The sequence below is a fragment of the Stutzerimonas chloritidismutans genome (assembly GCF_020783375.1).
GTDB classification, from domain to species: Bacteria; Pseudomonadota; Gammaproteobacteria; order Pseudomonadales; family Pseudomonadaceae; genus Stutzerimonas; species Stutzerimonas kunmingensis.
The window spans coordinates 1,633,290-1,653,995 of sequence record NZ_CP086067.1 but is presented as its reverse complement, the minus strand read 5'-3'; the positions used below and the strand labels follow the sequence as shown (position 1 = coordinate 1,653,995).

Below are 20,706 nucleotides of genomic sequence, written 5' to 3'. Positions count from 1 at the left end.
GCGGGCCTCCATCAGATGCACGCCTCGGCCAGATTGCGACCGATATCGTCGAGCCCGTAGACCGCATCACTCAGGTTGGCTTTGACCACCGCCATCGGCATGCCATAGATCACGCAGCTGGCTTCATCCTGCGCCCACACCTGGCTGCCGCTCTGCTTGAGCAACCGTGCGCCTTCGCGACCATCGGCACCCATGCCGGTCAGCACTACCGCCAGCACCTTGTCGTGAAACGACTTGGCGGCCGAACCGAAGGTAACGTCGACGCAAGGCTTGTAGTTGAGGCGATCATCGCCCGGCAGGATGCGGACCGCACCGCGGCCATCGATCATCATCTGCTTGCCACCCGGTGCCAGCAAAGCAAGCCCCGGACGCAGTACATCGCCGTCTTCGGCTTCCTTGACACGAATGCGGCAAAGCTTGTCCAGACGATCGGCGAAGGCTTTGGTGAACGCGGCCGGCATGTGCTGGATAAGCACGATCGGCGCGGGGAAATTCGCCGGGAGCTGAGTGAGCACACGCTGCAGCGCCACCGGACCGCCAGTAGACGTACCGATGGCCACCAGCTTGTACGCCTTGCGCTTCGGCGCCGGCGAACGAGCTGCCGGCGCAGCGGGCGCTGGCGCTGTAGCGCCGGTCCGAGGCGCTGCAGTAGCCAATGTCGAGGCAGTGCCACGCGCGGATACCGGCGGCGTACTTACGCTCGAGGTACAGAACGTGCTGTAGCGCCGGTTGCTGCGCGAAACGGTATGTACCTTCTCGCACAGCAGCTGCTTGACCTTATCCGGGTTACGCGAAATGTCTTCGAAGTTCTTCGGCAGGTAGTCGACGGCGCCGGCATCCAGCGCATCGAGGGTGACCCGAGCGCCTTCGTGCGTCAGCGAGGAAAACATCAACACCGGTGTGGGGCAGCGCTGCATGATCTGCCGCACCGCCGTGATGCCGTCCATCATCGGCATCTCGTAGTCCATGGTGATGACATCCGGCTTCAACGCCAGCACCTGGTCGATCGCCTCGCGTCCGTTGGTGGCGGTGCCGACGACCTGGATATTCGAATCAGAGGAAAGGATTTCCGAGACGCGCCGACGAAAGAAGCCGGAATCGTCGACGACCAGGACCTTGACTGCCATACATCACTCCTAGCGGCAGCGCTCCCATCCGAGGTAAGCGCTGCCTGACTGAATCAAATCCTGCGTGCGTAGCGCTTGAGCATGCTGGGAACATCGAGAATCAGCGCGATGCGGCCATCGCCGGTGATCGTCGCACCGGACATGCCAGGCGTACCCTGCAGCATCTTGCCAAGCGGCTTGATGACCACTTCTTCCTGGCCCACGAGCTGATCGACGACGAAGCCGATGCTCTGATTGCCGACGCTGAGAATTACTACATGGCCTTCACGCTGCTCTTCCTGAGCCGCATCGTTGACCAGCCAGCGCTTGAGGTAGAACAGCGGCAGCGCCTTGTCGCGGACGATCACCACTTCCTGGCCATCGACGACGTTGGTCCGCGACAGGTCGAGGTGGAAGATCTCGTTGACGTTGACCAGCGGGAAGGCGAAGGCCTGGTTGCCGAGCATGACCATCAGGGTCGGCATGATCGCCAGGGTCAGCGGCACCTTGATCACCACACGCGAGCCCTGGCCCTTGGTGGAGAACACGTTCACCGTGCCGTTGAGCTGGGAAATCTTGGTCTTGACCACGTCCATACCGACACCGCGGCCGGACACGTCGGAAATCTCGGTCTTGGTCGAAAAGCCCGGCGCGAAGATCAGGTTGTAACACTCCAGATCGCTCAGGCGGTCGGCGGCATCCTTCTCCAGCATGCCTTTCTCGACGGCCTTGGCGCGCAGGACGTTGGCATCCATACCCTTACCGTCATCACTGATGATCAACAGGATGTGGTCGCCTTCCTGCTCGGCGGAAAGCACTACCCGCCCGGTACGCGGCTTGCCGGCGGCTTCGCGCTCCTCGGGCATCTCGATACCGTGGTCGACAGCGTTGCGCACCAGGTGCACCAGCGGATCGGCCAGGGCTTCGACTAGGTTCTTGTCGAGGTCGGTTTCTTCACCGACGAGCTCAAGGTTGATCTCTTTCTTCAGGCTGCGAGCCAGGTCGCGGACCAGGCGCGGGAAGCGACCGAAGACCTTCTTGATCGGCTGCATGCGGGTCTTCATCACCGCACTCTGCAGATCGGCCGTCACCACGTCGAGGTTGGAGACGGCCTTGGCCATCGCCTCGTCGCCGCTGTTGGAGCCCAGGCGTACCAGACGGTTACGCACCAGCACCAACTCGCCGACCATGTTCATGATCTCGTCCAGGCGTGCGGTATCGACGCGCACGGTGGTCTCGGCCTCGGCCGGAGGCTTTTCCGCCGGAGCAGCAGCGGCCGGCTTGCTCACCGCAGCTGCCGGAGCGGCCTTGGCCGGAGCAGCAGCAGGGGCAGGCTTGGGCGCCGGTTTGATCGGCACAGCCGCAGCAGGTTCAGCCGGGGTCTCTACGACCGCAGGCTCGAACTTGCCCTTGCCATGCAGTTGATCGAGCAGTGCTTCGAACTCGTCGTCGGTGATCTCATCAGCTGCACCAGCTGTACCACCGCCCTTTGCCGGTTCAGCGCTTGCTGGCGCAGCGGGTTCAGCCGGGGCCGCTTCGAACTTGCCCTTGCCATGCAGCTGGTCCAGCAAGGCTTCAAATTCGTCATCGGTGATTTCGTCACTAGTCGGCGCAGCAACGAACTCGCTCTCGGCAGGCATCGAGGCACCCGCAGCGGCAGAGAATTGTCCCTTGCCATGCAGCTGGTCGAGCAGCGACTCGAATTCGTCGTCGGTAATCTCGTCGGTGGCAGGGCCAGTCGCTACTTCGGCCGCAGCCGGCTCGCTGGCGGACGGCTGAATGGCATCGAGCATCTGTTCGAATTCGCTATCGGCGCCCTCGGACCGGGATTCGGCCACGACCTGCGGTTCGACTGCCGGCGCTGGCTCATCAGCCGAGGCTGGCTCCGCCAGACGTGCCAGCGCCGCAAGCAACTCACGCGAGGCTGGCGTCGGCTCGACGCGCTCGCGGACCTGGCTGAACATCGCGTTCACGGCGTCGAGCGCCTGCAGAACGACATCCATCAGTTCGGAATCGACTCGACGCTCACCCTTGCGCAGGATGTCGAAGACGTTTTCGGCGATATGGCAGCACTCCACCAGCTCATGCAGCTGGAGGAACCCGGCACCGCCCTTGACCGTATGGAACCCGCGAAAAATCGCATTGAGCAACGCCATGTCATCGGGGCTGCTTTCCAGCTCCACGAGTTGCTCGGACAATAGTTCGAGAATCTCGCCGGCCTCTACCAGGAAGTCCTGGAGGATTTCTTCATCGGCGTCGAAGCTCATATTCACTTCCCCTAAAAGCCCAGGCTTGAAAGCAGATCATCGACATCGTCCTGGCCGGAAACGACGTCTTCACGCATATCGGCATGCATCTGCGGACCTTCACCCTTGGAAGGCTCTTTTTCTTGTTTTTTCTTTTCCTGCTCGGCGCGCATCGCCTCGCGGTCATGCTGGATGCCTGCCACGCGATCAACCTGCCCCGCCATCAGGACAAGATTGAGCAGGTTGCTTTCGAGGTCACTGATGAGGCGGGTCACTCGCTTGATCACCTGCCCGGTCAGATCCTGGAAGTCCTGAGCCAGCATTATTTCGCTGAGGTTCTGCGACAACTGGCCGCCGTCGTTCATGCTGCGCTGCAAGTACTGGTCGATGCGCTTGACTAGGTCGCGGAACTGATCGGCGTTCATTTCACGACGCATGAAGCGCTGCCAGTCGGCTGTCAGGCTCTGCGCCTCATAGCTCACATAGTTCACCAGCGGCGCTGATTCTTCGACCAGGTCCATGGTGCGGTTGGCAGCCTTCTCGGTCATCTCCACCACGTAGGACAGGCGATCGGTCGCGTCCGTGATCGGCGACGGGTCGCCGCCGGTGGCGCAGGTGTCCATCTCGAGCTTGACGATGGCGTTGTGCAGCTCTCGGGTGAGCTTGCCAACTTCCAGGTAAAGCCCGTGGTTGCGCACCTGATTCAGCTCATTGAACATCTGCGTCGCTTCATCGAAGCGGCCCTGCTGCAGACTTTCGATCAACTTGGGTGCATGCGCCTTCAGAGTCGCTTCGAACTCTGCCAGGCTTTGGTCTGCTTGCGTCATAGTGCCCTCGCGGCGTTGCTGCTTCAGCCGTTGACGCGCTCGAAGATCTTCTCGATCTTCTCCTTGAGCACCTGGGCAGTGAAAGGCTTGACCACATAGCCGTTAACCCCGGCCTGGGCGGCTTCGATGATCTGATCGCGTTTCGCTTCGGCCGTCACCATCAGCACCGGCAGGTGCTTGAGGCGCTCATCGGCACGCACAGTGCGCAGCAGATCGATGCCGCTCATTCCCGGCATGTTCCAGTCGGTCACCAGGAAGTCGAAGCTGCCGCTCTTGAGCATCGGCAGCGCGGTAGTACCGTCATCCGCTTCGGCGGTGTTGGTGAACCCCAGATCACGCAGGAGGTTCTTGATGATTCGTCTCATCGTCGAGAAGTCATCGACGATGAGGATTTTCATGTTCTTGTCCAAGTCGACCTCCGTAAGTCCCAAAATGCCTCAGCAAACCGAGCACGTCATACCGCAAACAATCGTCAATTGGCGCGCCATTCGCCGAGGCGCGCGCGCAAGCGCGCAGCGCACTGGCTATGCAACTGGCTCACACGCGACTCGCTGACCCCCAGCACCTGACCGATTTCCTTCAAATTCAATTCTTCGTCGTAATACAGCGACAGCACCAGCTTTTCACGCTCGGGCAGGTTGGCGATGGCGTCGGCCAGCGCCTGCTGAAAACGTTCATCCTCGAGATCACGGAACGGCTCCGGGTGGAGACTGGCAGCGTCTTCCTCGAGCTCGCCATGATCGCCTTCCTGCAGCAGATCGTCGAAGCTGAACAGGCGACTGCCCAGCGTATCGCCCAGAATGCCGTAATACTCGTCGAGACTTAGCTTAAGTTCGGCCGCAACCTCGTGATCTTTAGCGTCGCGCCCGGTTTTCGCTTCGATCGCCCGGATCGCCTCGCTGACCATCCGCGAATTGCGATGCACCGAGCGCGGCGCCCAGTCACCCTTGCGGACTTCGTCCAGCATGGTGCCGCGAATGCGGATACCTGCGTAGGTTTCGAAGCTGGCACCCTTGCCCGCGTCGTATTTCTTAGCTGCTTCCAGCAGTCCGATCATTCCAGCCTGAATCAGATCGTCCACTTGCACGCTTGCAGGCAGACGCGCCAACAAGTGGTAAGCGATTCGCTTGACCAATGGGGCGTACTGATCGATCAGGCGGTACTGCGCATCCTTTGCCTGAGCCTTGCTGTAATACATAGCGGATCCGGCACCTGTCATTCGTGGCTGGGTGAAGCGGGGCTGATGAGGCGCTCTACGAAGAACTCGAGATGACCCCGCGGCGTCGCCGGCAGCGGCCAGGTATCAACCTTCTGCGCGATCGCCTTGAAGGCTAGTGCACATTTCGAGCGCGGGTACGCTTCATAGACAGCGCGCTGCTTCTGCACGGCCTTGCGCACCGCTTCGTCGTAAGGAACCGCACCGACATACTGCAGCGCCACGTCGAGAAAGCGCTCGGTAACCTTGGTCAGCTTGGCGAACAAATTGCGGCCTTCCTGCGGTGCGTGAGCCATGTTGGCCAACACGCGGAAGCGGCTGATGCCGTAATCGCGGTTCAGCAGCTTGATAAGTGCATAGGCGTCGGTGATGGACGTGGGCTCGTCGGTGACCACCAGCAGCACTTCCTGAGCTGCGCGCACGAAGCTCACCACGGAATCGCCGATGCCAGCCGCGGTGTCGATGATCAGCACGTCGAGCTCGTCGCCAAGCTCGCTGAACGCCTGGATCAACCCGGCGTGCTGCAGGGAAGACAGCTGCACCATGCTCTGCGTGCCGGATGCGGCCGGCACTACGCGGATGCCGCCCGGCCCCTGGATCAGTACGTCGCGCAGATCACATTCGCCAGCGATGACGTCAGCCAGGGTGCGCTTGGTGGTAAGCCCCAGCAGCACGTCGACGTTGGCCAGGCCAAGGTCGGCGTCAAGCAACACCACACGCCGGCCGAGGTCGGCCAGCGCCAGTGCCAGATTGACCGACACGTTGGTCTTGCCGACGCCACCCTTGCCGCCAGTCACCGCAATCACCTGTACGGGATGCATACCCATGTTCACATGCCTATATCTTGCTGGGGCCTTGCGGCCGGCGATGCGTCCGCATGGCACGCATCTGATTCATTCGAGTACCGCTGTCGCAGCATCATCCAGCCCGCCGTGACGAGCCGTTGTACAACCCGGCGAACATGTCGGCCATGGTTTCTTCGCTCGGCTCCTCGCCGGACTGCAGGCTCACCGCCCGACTGACCAGCTGATGGCTGCGCGGCAGATGCAGGTCGTCAGGAATCCGGGGACCATCGGCGAGGTAGGCTATCGGCAAATGCTGGCTGATCGTGAGACCGAGTACATCGCCAAGGCTGCCCGCCTCATCGAGCTTCGTCAGGATACAACCGGCCAGCCCACAACGACGATAGTTGTGCCATGCGGCCTTAAGCACCTGGCTCTGGCTGGTTGCCGCCAGCACCAGGTAATTCTTCGATTTGACGCCCTTGTCCGACAGCGCTTCGAGCTGCATGCGCAGCGTCGGATCGCTTGCCGGCAAGCCGGCGGTGTCGATCAGGATGATCCGCTTACGCGCCAGCGAGGCCAGCGATTTGCTCAGCGGCTGGCTAGGATCGATCTGCACCACCGGCACGTCGAGGATCCGGCCCAGTGTCTTGAGCTGCTCCTGCGCACCGATCCGATAATTGTCCATGCTGGCCAGCGCAATGCTCTGCGCGCCGTGTTTCAGCACGTAGCGAGCAGCCAGCTTGGCCAGCGTAGTGGTCTTGCCGACGCCTGCTGGGCCGACCAGAGCAATCACACCGCCCTCTTCCAGCGGCTCGTTCTTGGTGACCTTGATTGCCTGCGCCAGATACGCCAGCACCATGCGCCAGGCCTGACGCGACTCGTTAATGCCGGCGACCTTTTCCAGCAGGCTACGCGACAGCTCGGCCGGCAGGCCCAGGCGCTGCAGACGGCGCCAGAGGCCTGCCTGCTGCGGGCGACGGCTCTGCTCCTGGCCCCAGGCGATCGAGCCGAGCTGCACTTCGATCAGCTCGCGCAAACCGTGCAGTTCCGAGTACATCGCTTCGATGGCACGGGAGTCGGCCGCGGGGGAAGGCTCGGCGACCGTATCGGGCTGTGCCTTGCTGGCCGCGACGGCAGGCTTCTCGTCAACCAGTTGACGATCCTGCATCTTCGCGCGCGGCGCAGCGCTCAGCTCGGCATGTGCATTGGCCAGGCGCGACTGCGTCTTGCGCAATTCGGCTTCCAGCGCCGGGTTGGGCTTGTTGGCCGCCGGCGCGGACTGCATGGGGTAATCGAGCACAGCGGTCAGCTCGACGCCACCGGCCACCCGGCGATTGCCGATGATCACGGCATCGGCGCCCAGCTCGTCGCGAACCATTTTCATGGCGATGCGCATATCGGCGGCGAAGAAACGTTTGACCTGCATGGCCTGTACCCTCGGTTAATTCTGACCCACCGTCGAGACGATGGTGACCTGCTTGTTGTCCGGTATTTCCTGGTAGGCCAGAACATGAATGTTCGGTACAGCCAGACGCGCGAATCTCGACAGCATCGCCCGTACCGGGCCGGCTACCAGCAGTACCGCCGGCTTGCCGAGCATTTCTTGACGCTGTGCTGCTTCTACCAGAGACCTTTGCAACTTTTCGGCCATTCCCGGCTCCAGCAAAATGCCGTCTTCGGAGCCTTGACCAGCCTTCTGCAGGCTATTGAGCAAAATCTGTTCCAACCGAGGCTCCAGAGTGATCACAGGCAGCTCCGGCTCTAGTCCCACAACGTTTTGCACGATTGCGCGAGACAATGCGACGCGTACCGCAGCAACCATTGCGGCGGGATCTTGACTCTTGGCGGCCGCATTGGCGATGGCCTCGGCGATGGTCCGGATGTCGCGCACCGGCACCTGCTCCTGCAGCAAGGCTTGCAGCACCTTGAGCAGCGTGGACAGCGAAACCATCCCAGGCACCAGCTCCTCGGCCAGCTTGGGCGAGCTCTTGGCCAGCAGCTGCAACAGCTGCTGGACCTCCTCATGGCCAAGCAGTTCGTGGGCGTGCTTGTGCAGCACCTGATTGAGGTGGGTGGCGACCACGGTACTGGCATCCACCACGGTATAACCAAGCGACTGCGCCTGATCACGCTGGCTCGCTTCGATCCAGACCGCCTCCAGCCCGAACGCCGGGTCTCTGGCGGTAATGCCATTGAGCGGACCGAACACCTGGCCCGGGTTGATCGCCAGCTCCCGATCCGGATAGACCTCAGCCTCGGCCAGACTCACCCCCATCAGCGTCAAGCGATAGGCGTTGGGCAACAGATCGAGGTTGTCACGGATGTGAACCGAGGGCATGAGAAAACCCAGGTCCTGCGAGAGCTTTTTGCGTACGCCCTTGATTCGGGCCAGCAGCTGGCCACCCTGGTTGCGATCCACCAGCGGAATCAGACGGTATCCAACTTCCAGCCCCACCATGTCCACCGGGGTTACATCGTCCCAACCCAGCTCCTTGGTTTCGGCCGCACGCTGGGCCGGGAGCAGATCCTGCTGTTTCTGTACTTCCTGCTCGGCCTTCTTCACGACCTGCTTCTGCCGATGCCAGATCCAGTAGGCACCCGCTGCAGCCGCGGCGCCAAGGCCGAGAAAGGACATGTGCGGCATGCCGGGAACCAGACCCATGGCAATCATGATTGCCGCGGAAACGGCCAGCGCCTTGGGCGAGGCGAACATCTGCCGCTGCACCTGCTGCCCCATGTCCTCGGAACTGGTAACGCGGGTAACCATGATGGCCGCCGCGGTGGACAGCAGCAGCGAAGGAATCTGCGCAACCAGGCCATCACCGATGGTCAGCAGTGCATAGACCTGGCCGGCATCGCTGAAGCTCATACCGTGCTGCGCCATGCCGATACCGACGCCGCCGATCAGGTTGATGAAGAGAATCAGCAGACCGGCGACGGCGTCACCACGGACGAACTTCGAGGCACCATCCATGGAGCCGTAGAAATCAGCTTCCGACGACACTTCACTACGACGCTTCTTGGCTTCTTCCTGGTCGATCAGGCCGGCGTTGAGGTCGGCGTCGATCGCCATCTGCTTGCCGGGCATGGCATCAAGGGTGAAGCGCGCACTCACTTCCGAGATGCGGCCGGCACCCTTGGTCACCACGACGAAGTTGATGATCATCAGGATCGCGAACACCACGATACCGACGACGTAGTTGCCGCCGATCACCACATTACCGAAGGCCTCGATCACATGGCCGGCAGCGGAGCCGCCTTCATGGCCGTTGATCAGCACCACCCGCGTCGACGCCACGTTCAACGCCAGACGCATCAGTGTGGCAACCAGCAGAATCGTCGGGAACACTGCGAAATCCAGCGGGCGCAACGCATAAACGCTGACCAGCAGCACGACGATCGACAACGCAATGTTGAAGGTGAAAAGCAGATCCAGCAGGAACGGCGGCACCGACAGCATCATCATGCCCATCATCACGAGCAGCAGCAGCGGCACGCCGAGGTTGCCGCGCCCCGCACCCGTCAGGCCATTGCGAATATTGATGAGTTGCGTGCGATCCAACGTAGCCCCCGGGGATACAGAACGAATTCTTGACGCGACAAGCGTCCTGCCCGGGTTATAGCAAGAAGGGGTCCAACTTCTGCGGCCCGTCGCAGAGCCCGCCGCACGGTCTGTCCCCAGACAGACCTGCGAGCCGCCGCGCCAGCGAACGCCACCGACAACTGGCAGTCACACTAGCAACCGGCGACAGCCCGTCGCCGTTCGTACAAAGGAGCTTCCAGATGAAACAGTGGATCATCGCCGCGCTGGCCGGCTGCACTGCGGTCGCCGTTCAGGCTGATACATTGAACGTCAAGGTGAACGCCGTGACGGCCCAGGGCGTCGGCGAATCGGTCGGCAGCGTCAAGATCGAAAACAGCGAATACGGGCTGGTGTTCCGCCCCGAGCTATCTGGCCTGCAGCCTGGCGCCCACGGCTTTCACGTTCACGCCAAGGGCAGTTGCGAGCCGGCCGAGATCGATGGCAAGCAGACCCTGGCTGGCGCAGCGGGCGGTCACTGGGACCCGAAGAACAGCGGAAAGCATGGCGAACCCTGGGGTGACGGCCATATGGGCGACCTGCCGGCGCTGTACGTCGACAGCGAGGGCAAAGCCAGTCAGCCAGTGCTGGCGCCGCGCCTGAAGAGCCTGGGCGATATCAAAGGCTTGGCGCTGATGGTTCACCAGGGCGGAGACAATCATTCCGATCATCCGCAACCCCTGGGCGGTGGCGGTGCGCGGGTCGCCTGCGGCGTCATCGAATAACGCTGGGTCACGCGGCGAGCCGGCGATCGCCGCGTGATGCGCCTCAGTCGTCGCGGCGCAGATTCGGCGGGATGGGCACATCATTCAAGGGGTCCGGCCGCCGCCCCTTGCCCGCGCGGTACTGGCGCAGCTGATAGACGTACGCCAGTACCTGCGCCACTGCCAGGTAAAGGCCGGCAGGAATCTCCTGGTCCAGTTCGGTCGAGTAGTACACCGCCCGCGCCAACGCCGGTGATTCCAGCACCGTCACCTTGTGCTCCTGGGCGATTTCGCGAATCTTCAGCGCGACGAAGTCGCCGCCCTTGGCCACCAGCCGAGGCGCACCGCCCTTGTCGCCGTCGTATTTCAGGGCAACGGCGAAGTGCGTCGGGTTGGTGATCACCACGTCTGCGTCGGGCACAGCCTGCATCATGCGGCGCTGCGCTGCCTCACGCTGCAACTGGCGAATGCGCGACTTGACCTCCGGCTTGCCCTCGGAATCCTTGTACTCGTCCTTGACCTCCTGCTTGGTCATCATCAGCTTCTGCTTGTTGTCCCAGAGCTGGAACGGCACATCCACCGCCGCGATGAGGATCAAACCGCAAGCCATCCACAGCGCGCACCAGCCAACCACCTCGGCGCTGTGCATGATGGCCAGATCCAGTGGCTGCTTGGCGATTGAAAGCAGATCGTCCTGATAGGCCGAAAGCACCGCCAAAGCGACGCCGAGCACCACCAGAAACTTGCCCAGCGCCTTGAGCAGCTCGACCAGCGCCTTGGTGGAAAACATCCGCTTGAGCCCGGCAGCCGGATTCATCCGGCTCATCTTCGGCGCCATCGCCTTGGCCGAGAACAACCAGCCACCGAGCGCCACCGGGCCAACGATCGATGCGATCAGCAAGGCGATCAGCAGCGGCATGATCGCCTCCAGCGCAAGCATGCCGCTGCCCATCAGCAGTCGAACCATGGACCCTTCATCGAGCAGCGTTTCCCGGCTCAGCTCGAAGGTGCCCTGCATCATCGCCATCAGGCTCTGTGCCAGACCTGCGCCCGACGCCAGCAAACCGCCGATGCCGCCGAGGGTCACGGCGACCGTGCTGAGTTCGCGGGAACGGGCCAGCTGCCCTTTCTCGCGGGATTCGCGCAGGCGTTTCTCTGTGGGTTCCTCGCTTTTGTCGGCGCCGCTTTCGCTCTCAGCCATGCGCGACCTCCTGCCCTGCCGCGTTCATCAGCGCGCCCCCGCCAGCTCACGCAGCATCGCCAGCGCCTCGCTGACGAATATCTGGTACTGGGCGAAGATGTCGGCCATGCCGATCCAGACGATGATCAGACCCAGCACCAGGGTCAACGGAAAGCCAATGGAGAAGATGTTCAATTGCGGCGCGGCCCGCGTCATCAGACCGAACGCCAGGTTCACCACCAGCAGTGCGGTGATCGCAGGCAGCACCAGCAGCAACCCGGCGCCCAAGACCCAACCCAGCTTGCCCGCCACCTCCCAGTAATGATTGGTCGACAGACCACCACCTACCGGCAGCGTCACGAAGCTCTCGGCAAGAATCTCCAGCACCACCAGATGACCGTTGACCGAGAGGAACAACAGGATCACCAGCATGTTGAAGAACTGACCGAGCACCGGCACCGAGATGCCGTTGGCAGGATCGACCATCGACGCGAAACCCAGGCCCATCTGCATGGCCAGCAACTGGCCGGACACGATGAATACGTGGAAGAAAAGCTGCAGGACGAACCCCAGCATCACACCGATCACCAGCTGCTCGGCGATCAACAGCAACGAGGCCAGGCTGAGCGACTCGACCACCGGCATGGGCGGCAACGTCGGCACCAGTACCAGGGCGATGGCCAGCGACAGGTAAAGCCGCACCCTCATCGGCACCAGCTGCGTACCGATCAGCGGCATGCTCATCAGCAAGGCGGCGATGCGGAACAGAGGCAGCAGAAACTGCCCTACCCAGCCGCCGATCTGCGCATTGCTCAGCTCAAGCACGCGCTTACCCGATCAGCAACGGAATGTTCTGGACAAGGTTCTGGGTGTACTCCATCAGCTCGCGCACCAGCCATGGCCCAGCCCAGATCAGCGTCAGCAGCATCACCAGCAGGCGCGGCAGGAAGCTCAGGGTTTGCTCGTTGATCTGCGTCGCGGCCTGGAACATCGCCACCACCAGGCCGACCAGCAGGCTTGGCACCACCAGCACGCCGACGATCATCGCCGTCATCCACAGCCCTTCGCGAAACAGGTCCACCGCTACTTCTGGAGTCATATGCGTGGTTCCTAAAGCGTGCCGAAGCTACCGGCCAGCGTGCCGATGATCAGACCCCAGCCGTCCACCAGCACGAACAGCATGATCTTGAACGGCAACGAGATGATCAGCGGCGACAGCATCATCATGCCCATCGCCATGAGCACGCTGGCCACCACCATGTCGATGATCAGGAAGGGAATGAAGATCATGAAGCCGATCTGGAACGCCGTCTTCAGCTCGGAGGTGACGAACGCTGGCACCAGGATGGTCATCGGTGCAGCTTCCGGCGATGCGATATCGGTGCGTCGTGACAGCCTGACAAAAAGCTCAAGATCGCTCTCACGGGTCTGCGCCAGCATGAAGCCCTTGAGCGGTACTTCGGCGCGGGCAATCGCTTCCTGCGCCGGGATCTGCTCGCTGAGGTAAGGCTGCAGCGCTTCCTGGTTAATCCGCTCGAACACCGGCGCCATGATGAATAGCGTGAGGAACAGGGTCAGGCCGATGAGGATCTGGTTCGACGGTGTCTGCTGCAGGCCAAGCGCCTGACGCAGGATGGAAAACACGATGATGATGCGGGTGAAGCTGGTCATCAGCATGACGAACGCCGGAATGAAGCTCAGCGCCGTCATGATCAGCAGAATCTGCAGGCTGACCGAGTATTCCTGCTGCCCTTCCGCGTCGGTGGTCAGCGTGATCGCCGGAATCGAGAGCGGGTTGTTTCCCTGGGCCAGGATGCCGGAAGGCTCCTGCGCCATGGCGAGCGGGCCGAGCAACATCAGCGCGACCACCAGCAGAATGCGCAACATCAAGGCTTGTCCTTGTGGTCCTTGCCGAGCAGCTCCATCAGACGCTGGGCGAATTCAGGGTTGGCCGGCTCGGCGTCCGGCAGATGTACCGGCTCCTGCATCACGTGCAATGGCGTGATGCGGCCGCCACTGAGGCCGATCAGAATCTGCTCGCCGCCAACCTGGACCAGCACCAGCCGCTCGCGAGGCCCCAGCGCCTGGGTGGAGATCAGCTTGATCACCTGAGTGCCGCGGGGGTTCAGCTGCTGAACTCGACGCAGCAGCCAGGCGAGCAGGAAGATCAGCCCGATCACCAGCAACAGGCCGAGCATCAGCTTGCTCAGCTGAGCGCCCATGCCCGCGCTGCTCATGCTGGTTGCCGGCTCTGCGGCGAAGGCTGGCAGCGCGACGAACACTGCCAGGAATACGAGCGCGCGCACGTCAGCGCAGCTTCTTGATGCGTTCGGTCGGGCTGATCACATCGGTCAGCCGGATGCCGAACTTCTCGTTGACCACCACCACCTCGCCGTGGGCGATGAGCGTGCCGTTGACCAACACATCCAGCGGTTCGCCGGCCAGACGATCAAGCTCCACCACAGAGCCCTGGTTCAGCTGCAGCAGGTTGCGGATGCTGATTTCGGTACTGCCGACCTCCATCGAGATGGAAACCGGGATGTCGAGGATCACGTCCAGATTGGGGCCGTCCAGTCCCAGCTGCACGCCATTGGACTTGGGTGCGCTGGCGAAGTCCTCCAGCGGTGCCCGCGGGGCGGCTGGTGCAGCCGCTTCCGGCCCCTGATTCAGCAGCGCATCGATGTCGTCCTGGCTGGCGTCGCCAGCTTCGGCCAACGCCGCAGCCCATTCATCGGCCAGCGCCTGTTCCTCGGGGGAGGTGTTGTCGTGTTCGTCTGCCATCGCTAATCCTCGATCGGCTCGAATTGAGTAAAGGGCTGGCTCAGCGTGGGCGGACCACGGGTTCCAGCACCTGCAATGCCAGGTTGCCCTTGTGGGCACCCAGCTTGACCTTGAAGGACGGCATGCCATTGGCACGCATGATCATGTCTTCTGGCATTTCCACCGGGATCACGTCGCCGGGCTGCATGTTCAGAATGTCGCGCAATTTCAGTTGCCGCCTGACGACAGTTGCGCCCAGCGGAACGCTGACGTCGAGAATGTCTTCACGCAGCGCCTTGACCCAACGCTCATCCTGGTCACTGACGTCCGACTGGAAGCCGGCATCCAGCATTTCGCGGATTGGCTCGATCATCGAATAAGGCATGGTCACGTGCAGATCGCCACCGCCACTGTCCAGTTCGATGTGGAAGGTGGAAACCACCACCACTTCGCTGGGGCTGACGATGTTGGCCAGGGCCGGGTTCACTTCCGAGTTGACGTACTCGAAGTTGACGTCCAGTACTGCGTGCCAGGCTTCCTTGAGATCGGTGAAGGCCTGATCGAGCACCATGCGTACGACGCGCAACTCGGTCGGGGTGAACTCGCGCCCCTCGATCTTGGCGTGGCGACCGTCGCCGCCGAAGAAGTTGTCCACCAGCTTGAACACCAGCTTGGCGTCGAGGATGAACAGCGCCGTGCCACGCAGCGGCTTCATCTTCACCAGATTGAGGCTGGTGGGTACATACAGCGAATGCACGTACTCGCCGAACTTCATCACCTGGACACCACCGACCGACACATCGGCCGAGCGACGCAGCAGGTTGAACATGCTGATGCGGGTGTAACGGGCGAAACGCTCGTTGATCATTTCCAGGGTGGGCATGCGCCCACGCACGATGCGGTCCTGACTGGTCAGGTCGTAGCTCTTGATGGACCCCGGCTCGGAATCGCTTTCGGTATCCACCAGACCGTCGTCGACCCCGTGCAGGAGCGCATCGATCTCGTCTTGCGAGAGCAGGTCTTGAACAGCCATCTGCGGCAGCCTTCTATTGCAATACGAAGTTGGTGAAAAGCACTTGCTCGACGGCAAGCTTGCCAATTTCCTTCTGCGCCAGTTCCTGCACGCTGGCAGTCGCCTGCTGACGCAGCATTTCCTTGCCCACGGGCGTTTTCAACGCCTCGAAGTCCTGACTGGAGAACAGCATGACCAGTCGGTTGCGCAACAACGGCATATGCACTTTCAGTGCATCCAGCGCAGCCTGATCACGTGACATCAAGGCGATACTGACCTGCATGTAACGCTGGCGTCCCTTGTTGCTGAAATTGACCACGAAAGCCGGCATCAGGACTTCATAGATCGCCGGCTGCTTGCCCGAGGCGGTGCTCGCGGCCACTTCGGCCTTGTCGTCACCGAGGTCGCCGCCCTTGTTCATGAAGTAAAGCGTACCGCCGATGGAAAGCCCTACGGCCACCAACATGGCGACCACGATCACCAGGATGAGTTTCAGCTTTCCCTTGCCTGCCGGTTCCGCTTCCGGTCCGGTTGGCGGCACTGTTGGTGGAGCCTGTTTCTTAGCCATGCCAAATATCCGTCATCAACAGCGTTCGATTCTGATTTCAGGAGTTAGGAGCAACAGCTGTGCCAACGTCAATGCACGCCGGTACGGCGCAGCCTCGGGCTCCAGGCAGTGCGCTCACAAGGTATCAGGAAAAGGATGGAGACAACGCCTGGATAGGCGACGCGAAAGCGATTGCAGCGACGGGCGGCGGAAAACCGGCGCGCACCTGAACGGCGGCGCCGGATTATCCCTCAAAGCGGATGGCTCAGGCGTAGTAGTCGACGAGTCCGCGATCACCGGCGACACGACTGGAGGCAATTTCCGTCACGCCGAGCTCCACCTCATCGCCTGCCAGATCGCCCTCACCCGACGCTCCACCCCGCGAGGAACCACCATCGGCTCCGCCTTGCCAGCCACGCGCCAGCGACTGATCGGATACGTTCACGTCCATCAGGTTCATGCCCTGCTGGGTGAACATTTCCCGTAGTCGCTGCATCTGTCCTTCCAGCGCGTCGCGCACCCCCGCATGCGGGCTGAGGAAGGTCACCTGCGCCTGGTCCTTGGTCAGGTCGATGCGTACTTCCATACGACCGAGTTCAGCCGGATCGAGCTGGATTTCCGCCGACTTTAGGTTCTGGCTGGACAGCCACATCACGCGGTCGACGACCGCCTCGCTCCAGCCGGACTGCTGCATCTGTACCGGTTGACCCGGCACCAGTTGCGGACGCTGCGACTGCTGCACCTGCTGAGCGATGGCCTGGCTCAAGGGGTTGAGGCGTCCCGCAGCCAGTTCGCTGGCGCTGGCACGACTCTCCTTTGGCGCCTCCACGCTTTCCAGCAGGTCCTTGGTCAGCAATTCCACATCGAGCTCTTCGCCCTCACCCGCTTCCTGACTCGCCAGCAACGCGCTGGCAAAGCCATCGTCTGCCGTGGCCTTCGTCTGCGCATCGGCCAGCGGGTTCTGCAATTGCTGCTGGGCCGTCTTCTGCATGGCTGCCGGGGTTTCGGTCAGCGCACGCATGCCGGCCAGTGTTGCTTCGTCCGCATCGACAGCCTCATCGCCGGCGATGCCGGCAGCGGTCGTCGGCAGCCCCGGAAGCAGGGAGACAGCATCGACCTCGGCTTCAGGCAGGGCTTCGGACTCCGCCACGAACTGCGTGCCAAGGCCAAGCAACAGCATTGGATCGAGCTCCGTCTCCGGCATCTCCTCCGCCGGCGTTTCGGGAGGCAAGGTATTGCCGCTTTCGGCAACCGCCGGCTTCTCGTCGGTGGTCGCCTCCGCCGTTTCCTGCTCGCGCTTGTCCTCGACCGGCTTGTCACGGCCGGCCTCATTGCGCACCGGACGCTCGGCTGGTTTCGTCTGACGCTCCTTGGCGTAGACGTCGGAGAAGCTGGAACTGCCGCTGTCTCGCCCTTCACGCGGCGCCTCCGGCGCTTTGGCCGCCGCTTTGGGACGTGCGTCGACGGATGGGGATCTAAGCAACAGGTCGGGGGAAACAGCCATGAGGTCATTCCGCTACGGATGGATCGTAGCGGAAGCAGAGCAAGTTCCGGGCCAGCAGCATGTTTGCCGGAAAAACACCGTGGATACGCGCTGGCATTGCCAGAAATGATGGCCCGACGGGCCGCGGCTCAGCCCTCAGAAGCGCTTACGCGTCAGAGATTTGGCCACTCAGCCGTAGCGCTGGCGCTCGGCGCGGAAGAGGATGCCGACGATGGCGAACTCCCGCTCGATGGATTCGATGAGCGCCGGGGCCTGGGCGAGGTTCTCCTCCCGAGCGGCACTCTCGAGCTCCTGGCAGAGGTCGGCCAGCAGCGTCGCGCCCATGTTGCTGCAGCTGCCTTTGAAGCTGTGCGCAGCACGCCGCAAGGTTTCAGACTGGTCGGCGAGACAGGCCTGGCGGAGCAGCCGAACGCGCTCCTCGGAGTCGGCAAGAAAGGTATCCAGCAGCGCCGGATACTCACTCTCCATCACGTCCTGCAGCGTGGTCAGCACGGCGCTGTCGAGATGAGTGTTGGACACCGATACACCCCTGAATGAAAGCGGACGATTATGCCTCAGCCTGCCAGATGAACTCTACGCTCAGCCCGCGTCCATCCGACTGCCAGTCGAATCGGTCGCTCAACTGGCGCACCAGATGCAAACCGCGACCGCTGAAGCGATCGCTGCCCAACTGCGCCTGCAACGCGCGCGACACGTCGAAGCCCGAGCCGCTGTCGCTGATACCGATACGCAGCCGACCACCATGCGGGGCGGTCTTGATGTTCAGCTGCAGGTGCACATGGCCGTCGACCAACGCCTGCAGGCGTTGCTGGCGCAGGTCGTAGTAATGCTTGAAACCGTCGGCATCGCACTTGAGGCTTGAATCGAGGCCGAGCACGCCATGCTCCAGGGCATTGGAATAGAGCTCGCCCAACACGGTGTAGATCTCGCCGACACGCGAGCGCAGCTGATTGACCTGCAACAGTATCTGCAGCAGCGAAGGTAACGGATTGCCACTGCGCAGGCTGTCGGCACGCAGCTCGAGCCGAATCGACCAGTCCATCGGCCGTGAGCGGTGCGCGGTGGCCGGGGCAATCGACGGCATCGTGATCACCTCCGGGCTGATCACGACCTCGACCAGACTCAAGTCGTCGTGCTGCTGGCCGTGGAAATCCAGCAGCGCCTGCTCGATCTCGTCGAACAGCCGTGCCGGATCGTCGTTGGCGTCCAGAGTGGCTAGCAGGCGCTGTTCGCCGAACAGCTCGTCATTGGCATTGCGGCTCTCGACCACGCCGTCGGACAGCAGCAACAGCCGGTCGCCGGGGGCCAAGGGGTAATGCTCGAACTTGTCGTCCAGCGCCGCCGGGGAGACGACGCCGAGCGGCAGGTGACGGGACACCAGCGCCGTGCGCCGGCCATCCGCGCCGATCAGGTAGCCATCCGGCAACCCGCCATTCCACACCCGCAGACTGCCCTGCTTGGGATCGATATCGAGCAACGTGGCACAGCAGAACATCTCCACCGGGAGGATCTGCTTGAGCTTGGCATTCATCTCGCGAAGGATGTCGGTGCTCGAATACCCCTTCGCCGCCATCCCGTAAAAGGTTTCCGCCAGCGGCATGGCCCCGATCGCGGCGGGCAGGCCGTGGCCGGTGAAATCGCCGAGCAGGACAAACATCTGCCCCGCCGGAGCCTGCGCCGCCAGCAGCAGGTCGCCGTTGAACAGCGCCTGCGGCGACTGGCGGAAGCGGATGGTCGGCGCGCTCAGGCAACCAGCATGTGCGACTTTGTCGAAGATCGCCTTGGCGGCCCGATGTTCGTCGAGCAGCTGCTGATTGCGCCTGGCGATCAGGTCGCGCTGCTCGAGCACGGTCGCCTGCAGGCGGCGCAGGCGATGCATGGCCTGAATCTTGGCTTCGAGAATGATCGGGTTGTAAGGCTTGGCGATGAAGTCGTCGCCGCCAGCCTCGAGGCAGCTGACCAGCGCTTCGTGCTCGGTCAGCGAGGTGAGAAAGATGATCGGGACCAGCTCATCGCCGGCCAGTTGCTTGATGCGCCGCGCCGCCTCGAAGCCGTCCATCACCGGCATCAGCGCGTCCATCAGCACCAGCTGCGGCCGCTCCTCCTGAAACAGCTCGACCGCCTCCTGCCCATCGGCTGCCGTCAGCACCCGGTGGCCCTGCTTGGCAACGATGGTGGAAAGCAGCATCCGATCGACCGGGCTGTCCTCGGCGATCAGGATCGACAGCCGCATGGGCATGTCAGGCGATCACGAACAATTGTTCGAAATTCGACACCGACAGGATCTTGCGCACGTCGCCATTGCAGTTGAGCAGGCGGATGTCCGCCTCGTCGCCACCGGCGTGATCGCGCAACAAGAGCAGCATGCCCAGCGCCGAACTATCCATGTAAGTGGTGCCTTGCAGATTGACCACATAACGCTGCGGATTCACGTCCTGACGTTGGTAAGCATCACGGAAGGCCTGATGCGCATTGAAGTCGAAGCGTCCGCTGATGGATATGGTCAACTCCTGGCCATCCGTCGAAGGCTGCGAGGTAATGGTCATGTGGCACTCCTGATCCGGTACGTCTTGAAAGCGGCTTGCGAGCAGCCGTCGCGATAAGCGAAATGAACAGCCGTGTACCGGCTGAAAGGCGGCCATCCGGTTCTGAGACTTATCCTCGGAAGAGCCAGATGGCAGCTGAAACGATCTGTTGGCGGTCGCCGCGCTGAAACGCGGTCAAGATTTATCATTCAAGCAGCGGTACGGCAAGCACGAATCCGGCCTGAGACCGTGGCTGGATCACTGCTCACGCGTTCTCCCGGACAGCCGCTGGGCGTACTCGTCGAGCAACTTCTGCTCGCGCTTGTCCGCCGCGATCCGCGCCTCCTTCTGATAGCTTTCGACCAGCTTGCTCAGGCCTTCGACACGCGCATGGCGCTGGTGCCACTGCTGGCGCAGTTTCTTCAGGTTGTCGCGGTACCAGTTGACGCTGCGCTGCTGCTGCCCGATGGCCGACTCCAGCTGCGACAGGAAGCGCTGGTAATTCATCAGCCACTGCCCCGAGACGCCTTGACTGCCCTGCTGCATCCACTGCTGCTGGTAGTCCCTGAAGTACTGCTCCAGCTCACCGAGCTTGGCCTCGGCCTGATTCAGCTGAGTCTGGCCCTGGCCCAGCAACCGCGCGGCCTCCTGCTCGGCCTTTTCGGCCATCTCGATGACCGGCGCCAGGCGCGCCGCCCGACTAGCCGCCATCGG

The 20,706-nt window shown here is 62.4% G+C and carries 22 protein-coding genes; 1 reads left to right on the top strand and 21 read right to left on the bottom strand.

Translation table 11 applies throughout. The features are described 5' to 3' along the window. Positions 1-11: 11 nt before the first annotated feature. The 8 genes from LLJ08_RS07750 to flhA all read right to left on the bottom strand — a co-directional run bounded on the left by LLJ08_RS07750 (position 12) and on the right by flhA (position 9,742). A complete protein-coding gene (locus LLJ08_RS07750) occupies positions 12-1,127 on the bottom strand; it encodes a protein-glutamate methylesterase/protein-glutamine glutaminase (RefSeq protein WP_023446677.1) in 1,116 nt (371 codons plus the stop codon). A 53-nt stretch (positions 1,128-1,180) separates the two neighbouring features. Then, complete coding sequence (locus LLJ08_RS07745) at positions 1,181-3,373, bottom strand: chemotaxis protein CheA (protein WP_042926983.1); 2,193 nt, start codon at positions 3,371-3,373, stop codon at positions 1,181-1,183. Positions 3,374-3,384: 11 nt separating this feature from the next. Continuing rightward, positions 3,385-4,179, bottom strand: coding sequence for a protein phosphatase CheZ (locus tag LLJ08_RS07740; protein WP_042926985.1), 795 nt, complete (start codon positions 4,177-4,179; stop codon positions 3,385-3,387). Between the two features lie 23 nt (positions 4,180-4,202). Further along, the gene (locus tag LLJ08_RS07735; protein ID WP_011913679.1) at positions 4,203-4,577 is read right to left on the bottom strand and encodes a chemotaxis response regulator CheY; all 375 of its coding nucleotides are present in this window, start codon (positions 4,575-4,577) and stop codon (positions 4,203-4,205) included. 74 nt (positions 4,578-4,651) lie between these two features. Then, positions 4,652-5,377 (bottom strand): RNA polymerase sigma factor FliA, encoded by a 726-nt coding sequence (gene fliA, locus LLJ08_RS07730; protein ID WP_014820850.1) that lies wholly within the window; start codon positions 5,375-5,377, stop codon positions 4,652-4,654. A 17-nt stretch (positions 5,378-5,394) separates the two neighbouring features. Then, the gene (gene fleN, locus LLJ08_RS07725) at positions 5,395-6,222 is read right to left on the bottom strand and encodes a flagellar synthesis regulator FleN (protein ID WP_014820851.1); all 828 of its coding nucleotides are present in this window, start codon (positions 6,220-6,222) and stop codon (positions 5,395-5,397) included. Between the two features lie 91 nt (positions 6,223-6,313). Continuing rightward, positions 6,314-7,606: a flagellar biosynthesis GTPase FlhF gene (flhF, locus tag LLJ08_RS07720; RefSeq protein WP_228208606.1), complete on the bottom strand. Its 1,293-nt coding sequence runs from the start codon at positions 7,604-7,606 to the stop codon at positions 6,314-6,316. 15 nt (positions 7,607-7,621) lie between these two features. Then, on the bottom strand, positions 7,622-9,742 hold the full coding sequence (gene flhA, locus LLJ08_RS07715) for a flagellar biosynthesis protein FlhA (protein WP_041014453.1): 2,121 nt from the start codon (positions 9,740-9,742) through the stop codon (positions 7,622-7,624). Between the two features lie 221 nt (positions 9,743-9,963). Here flhA and sodC point away from each other — a divergent pair, with 221 nt between their 5' ends. Further along, the gene (sodC, locus tag LLJ08_RS07710) at positions 9,964-10,485 is read left to right on the top strand and encodes a superoxide dismutase family protein (RefSeq protein WP_228208605.1); all 522 of its coding nucleotides are present in this window, start codon (positions 9,964-9,966) and stop codon (positions 10,483-10,485) included. A 43-nt stretch (positions 10,486-10,528) separates the two neighbouring features. On the opposite strand, the gene flhB is transcribed toward sodC, so the two are convergent. From flhB to fliJ, 13 genes are all read right to left on the bottom strand, one after another. Beyond that, positions 10,529-11,665, bottom strand: a complete 1,137-nt coding sequence (gene flhB / locus LLJ08_RS07705; protein ID WP_228208604.1) for a flagellar biosynthesis protein FlhB — start codon at positions 11,663-11,665, stop codon at positions 10,529-10,531. 27 nt (positions 11,666-11,692) lie between these two features. Then, the gene (fliR, locus tag LLJ08_RS07700) at positions 11,693-12,469 is read right to left on the bottom strand and encodes a flagellar biosynthetic protein FliR (protein WP_221103906.1); all 777 of its coding nucleotides are present in this window, start codon (positions 12,467-12,469) and stop codon (positions 11,693-11,695) included. 4 nt (positions 12,470-12,473) lie between these two features. Further along, a complete protein-coding gene (fliQ, locus tag LLJ08_RS07695) occupies positions 12,474-12,743 on the bottom strand; it encodes a flagellar biosynthesis protein FliQ (RefSeq protein WP_003296594.1) in 270 nt (89 codons plus the stop codon). Positions 12,744-12,754: 11 nt separating this feature from the next. Continuing rightward, positions 12,755-13,531, bottom strand: a complete 777-nt coding sequence (gene fliP / locus LLJ08_RS07690) for a flagellar type III secretion system pore protein FliP (RefSeq protein WP_041014454.1) — start codon at positions 13,529-13,531, stop codon at positions 12,755-12,757. Further along, positions 13,531-13,950, bottom strand: coding sequence for a flagellar biosynthetic protein FliO (gene fliO, locus LLJ08_RS07685; RefSeq protein WP_023446686.1), 420 nt, complete (start codon positions 13,948-13,950; stop codon positions 13,531-13,533). Before fliO ends, fliP begins: the two co-directional genes overlap by 1 nt. A gap of 1 nt (position 13,951) precedes the next feature. Then, the gene (gene fliN / locus LLJ08_RS07680; protein WP_003299587.1) at positions 13,952-14,425 is read right to left on the bottom strand and encodes a flagellar motor switch protein FliN; all 474 of its coding nucleotides are present in this window, start codon (positions 14,423-14,425) and stop codon (positions 13,952-13,954) included. 40 nt (positions 14,426-14,465) lie between these two features. Then, the gene (gene fliM, locus LLJ08_RS07675; protein ID WP_042926994.1) at positions 14,466-15,437 is read right to left on the bottom strand and encodes a flagellar motor switch protein FliM; all 972 of its coding nucleotides are present in this window, start codon (positions 15,435-15,437) and stop codon (positions 14,466-14,468) included. A gap of 13 nt (positions 15,438-15,450) precedes the next feature. Continuing rightward, positions 15,451-15,984, bottom strand: a complete 534-nt coding sequence (fliL, locus tag LLJ08_RS07670) for a flagellar basal body-associated protein FliL (protein WP_228208603.1) — start codon at positions 15,982-15,984, stop codon at positions 15,451-15,453. 244 nt (positions 15,985-16,228) lie between these two features. Further along, complete coding sequence (locus LLJ08_RS07665) at positions 16,229-17,467, bottom strand: flagellar hook-length control protein FliK (RefSeq protein WP_228208602.1); 1,239 nt, start codon at positions 17,465-17,467, stop codon at positions 16,229-16,231. A 168-nt stretch (positions 17,468-17,635) separates the two neighbouring features. Continuing rightward, positions 17,636-17,986 (bottom strand): Hpt domain-containing protein, encoded by a 351-nt coding sequence (locus LLJ08_RS07660; protein ID WP_042926997.1) that lies wholly within the window; start codon positions 17,984-17,986, stop codon positions 17,636-17,638. Between the two features lie 28 nt (positions 17,987-18,014). Next, positions 18,015-19,706: an ATP-binding SpoIIE family protein phosphatase gene (locus tag LLJ08_RS07655; protein ID WP_228208601.1), complete on the bottom strand. Its 1,692-nt coding sequence runs from the start codon at positions 19,704-19,706 to the stop codon at positions 18,015-18,017. 1 nt (position 19,707) lies between these two features. Then, entirely contained in the window at positions 19,708-20,013 is a 306-nt protein-coding gene (locus LLJ08_RS07650; protein ID WP_003299593.1) for an STAS domain-containing protein, read from the bottom strand. Between the two features lie 237 nt (positions 20,014-20,250). Continuing rightward, on the bottom strand, positions 20,251-20,703 hold the full coding sequence (gene fliJ / locus LLJ08_RS07645; RefSeq protein WP_023446690.1) for a flagellar export protein FliJ: 453 nt from the start codon (positions 20,701-20,703) through the stop codon (positions 20,251-20,253). Between the last annotated feature and the right edge of the window lie 3 nt (positions 20,704-20,706).

What these genes read in the sequence shown, in the direction of transcription:
- fliM (WP_042926994.1), bottom strand. Translation starts at nt 15,437, where the DNA reads ATGGCTGTTCAAGACCTGCTCTCGCAAGACGAGATCGATGCGCTCCTG.
- flhF (WP_228208606.1), bottom strand. Translation starts at nt 7,606, where the DNA reads ATGCAGGTCAAACGTTTCTTCGCCGCCGATATGCGCATCGCCATGAAA.
- fliQ (WP_003296594.1), bottom strand. Translation starts at nt 12,743, where the DNA reads ATGACTCCAGAAGTAGCGGTGGACCTGTTTCGCGAAGGGCTGTGGATG.
- LLJ08_RS07650 (WP_003299593.1), bottom strand. Translation starts at nt 20,013, where the DNA reads ATGACCATTACCTCGCAGCCTTCGACGGATGGCCAGGAGTTGACCATA.
- fliN (WP_003299587.1), bottom strand. Translation starts at nt 14,425, where the DNA reads ATGGCAGACGAACACGACAACACCTCCCCCGAGGAACAGGCGCTGGCC.
- LLJ08_RS07745 (WP_042926983.1), bottom strand. Translation starts at nt 3,373, where the DNA reads ATGAGCTTCGACGCCGATGAAGAAATCCTCCAGGACTTCCTGGTAGAG.
- fliL (WP_228208603.1), bottom strand. Translation starts at nt 15,984, where the DNA reads ATGGCTAAGAAACAGGCTCCACCAACAGTGCCGCCAACCGGACCGGAA.
- LLJ08_RS07740 (WP_042926985.1), bottom strand. Translation starts at nt 4,179, where the DNA reads ATGACGCAAGCAGACCAAAGCCTGGCAGAGTTCGAAGCGACTCTGAAG.
- LLJ08_RS07735 (WP_011913679.1), bottom strand. Translation starts at nt 4,577, where the DNA reads ATGAAAATCCTCATCGTCGATGACTTCTCGACGATGAGACGAATCATC.
- sodC (WP_228208605.1), top strand. Translation starts at nt 9,964, where the DNA reads ATGAAACAGTGGATCATCGCCGCGCTGGCCGGCTGCACTGCGGTCGCC.
- fleN (WP_014820851.1), bottom strand. Translation starts at nt 6,222, where the DNA reads ATGGGTATGCATCCCGTACAGGTGATTGCGGTGACTGGCGGCAAGGGT.
- fliA (WP_014820850.1), bottom strand. Translation starts at nt 5,377, where the DNA reads ATGTATTACAGCAAGGCTCAGGCAAAGGATGCGCAGTACCGCCTGATC.
- LLJ08_RS07750 (WP_023446677.1), bottom strand. Translation starts at nt 1,127, where the DNA reads ATGGCAGTCAAGGTCCTGGTCGTCGACGATTCCGGCTTCTTTCGTCGG.
- LLJ08_RS07665 (WP_228208602.1), bottom strand. Translation starts at nt 17,467, where the DNA reads ATGGCTGTTTCCCCCGACCTGTTGCTTAGATCCCCATCCGTCGACGCA.
- LLJ08_RS07655 (WP_228208601.1), bottom strand. Translation starts at nt 19,706, where the DNA reads ATGCCCATGCGGCTGTCGATCCTGATCGCCGAGGACAGCCCGGTCGAT.
- flhB (WP_228208604.1), bottom strand. Translation starts at nt 11,665, where the DNA reads ATGGCTGAGAGCGAAAGCGGCGCCGACAAAAGCGAGGAACCCACAGAG.
- fliP (WP_041014454.1), bottom strand. Translation starts at nt 13,531, where the DNA reads ATGTTGCGCATTCTGCTGGTGGTCGCGCTGATGTTGCTCGGCCCGCTC.
- fliJ (WP_023446690.1), bottom strand. Translation starts at nt 20,703, where the DNA reads ATGGCGGCTAGTCGGGCGGCGCGCCTGGCGCCGGTCATCGAGATGGCC.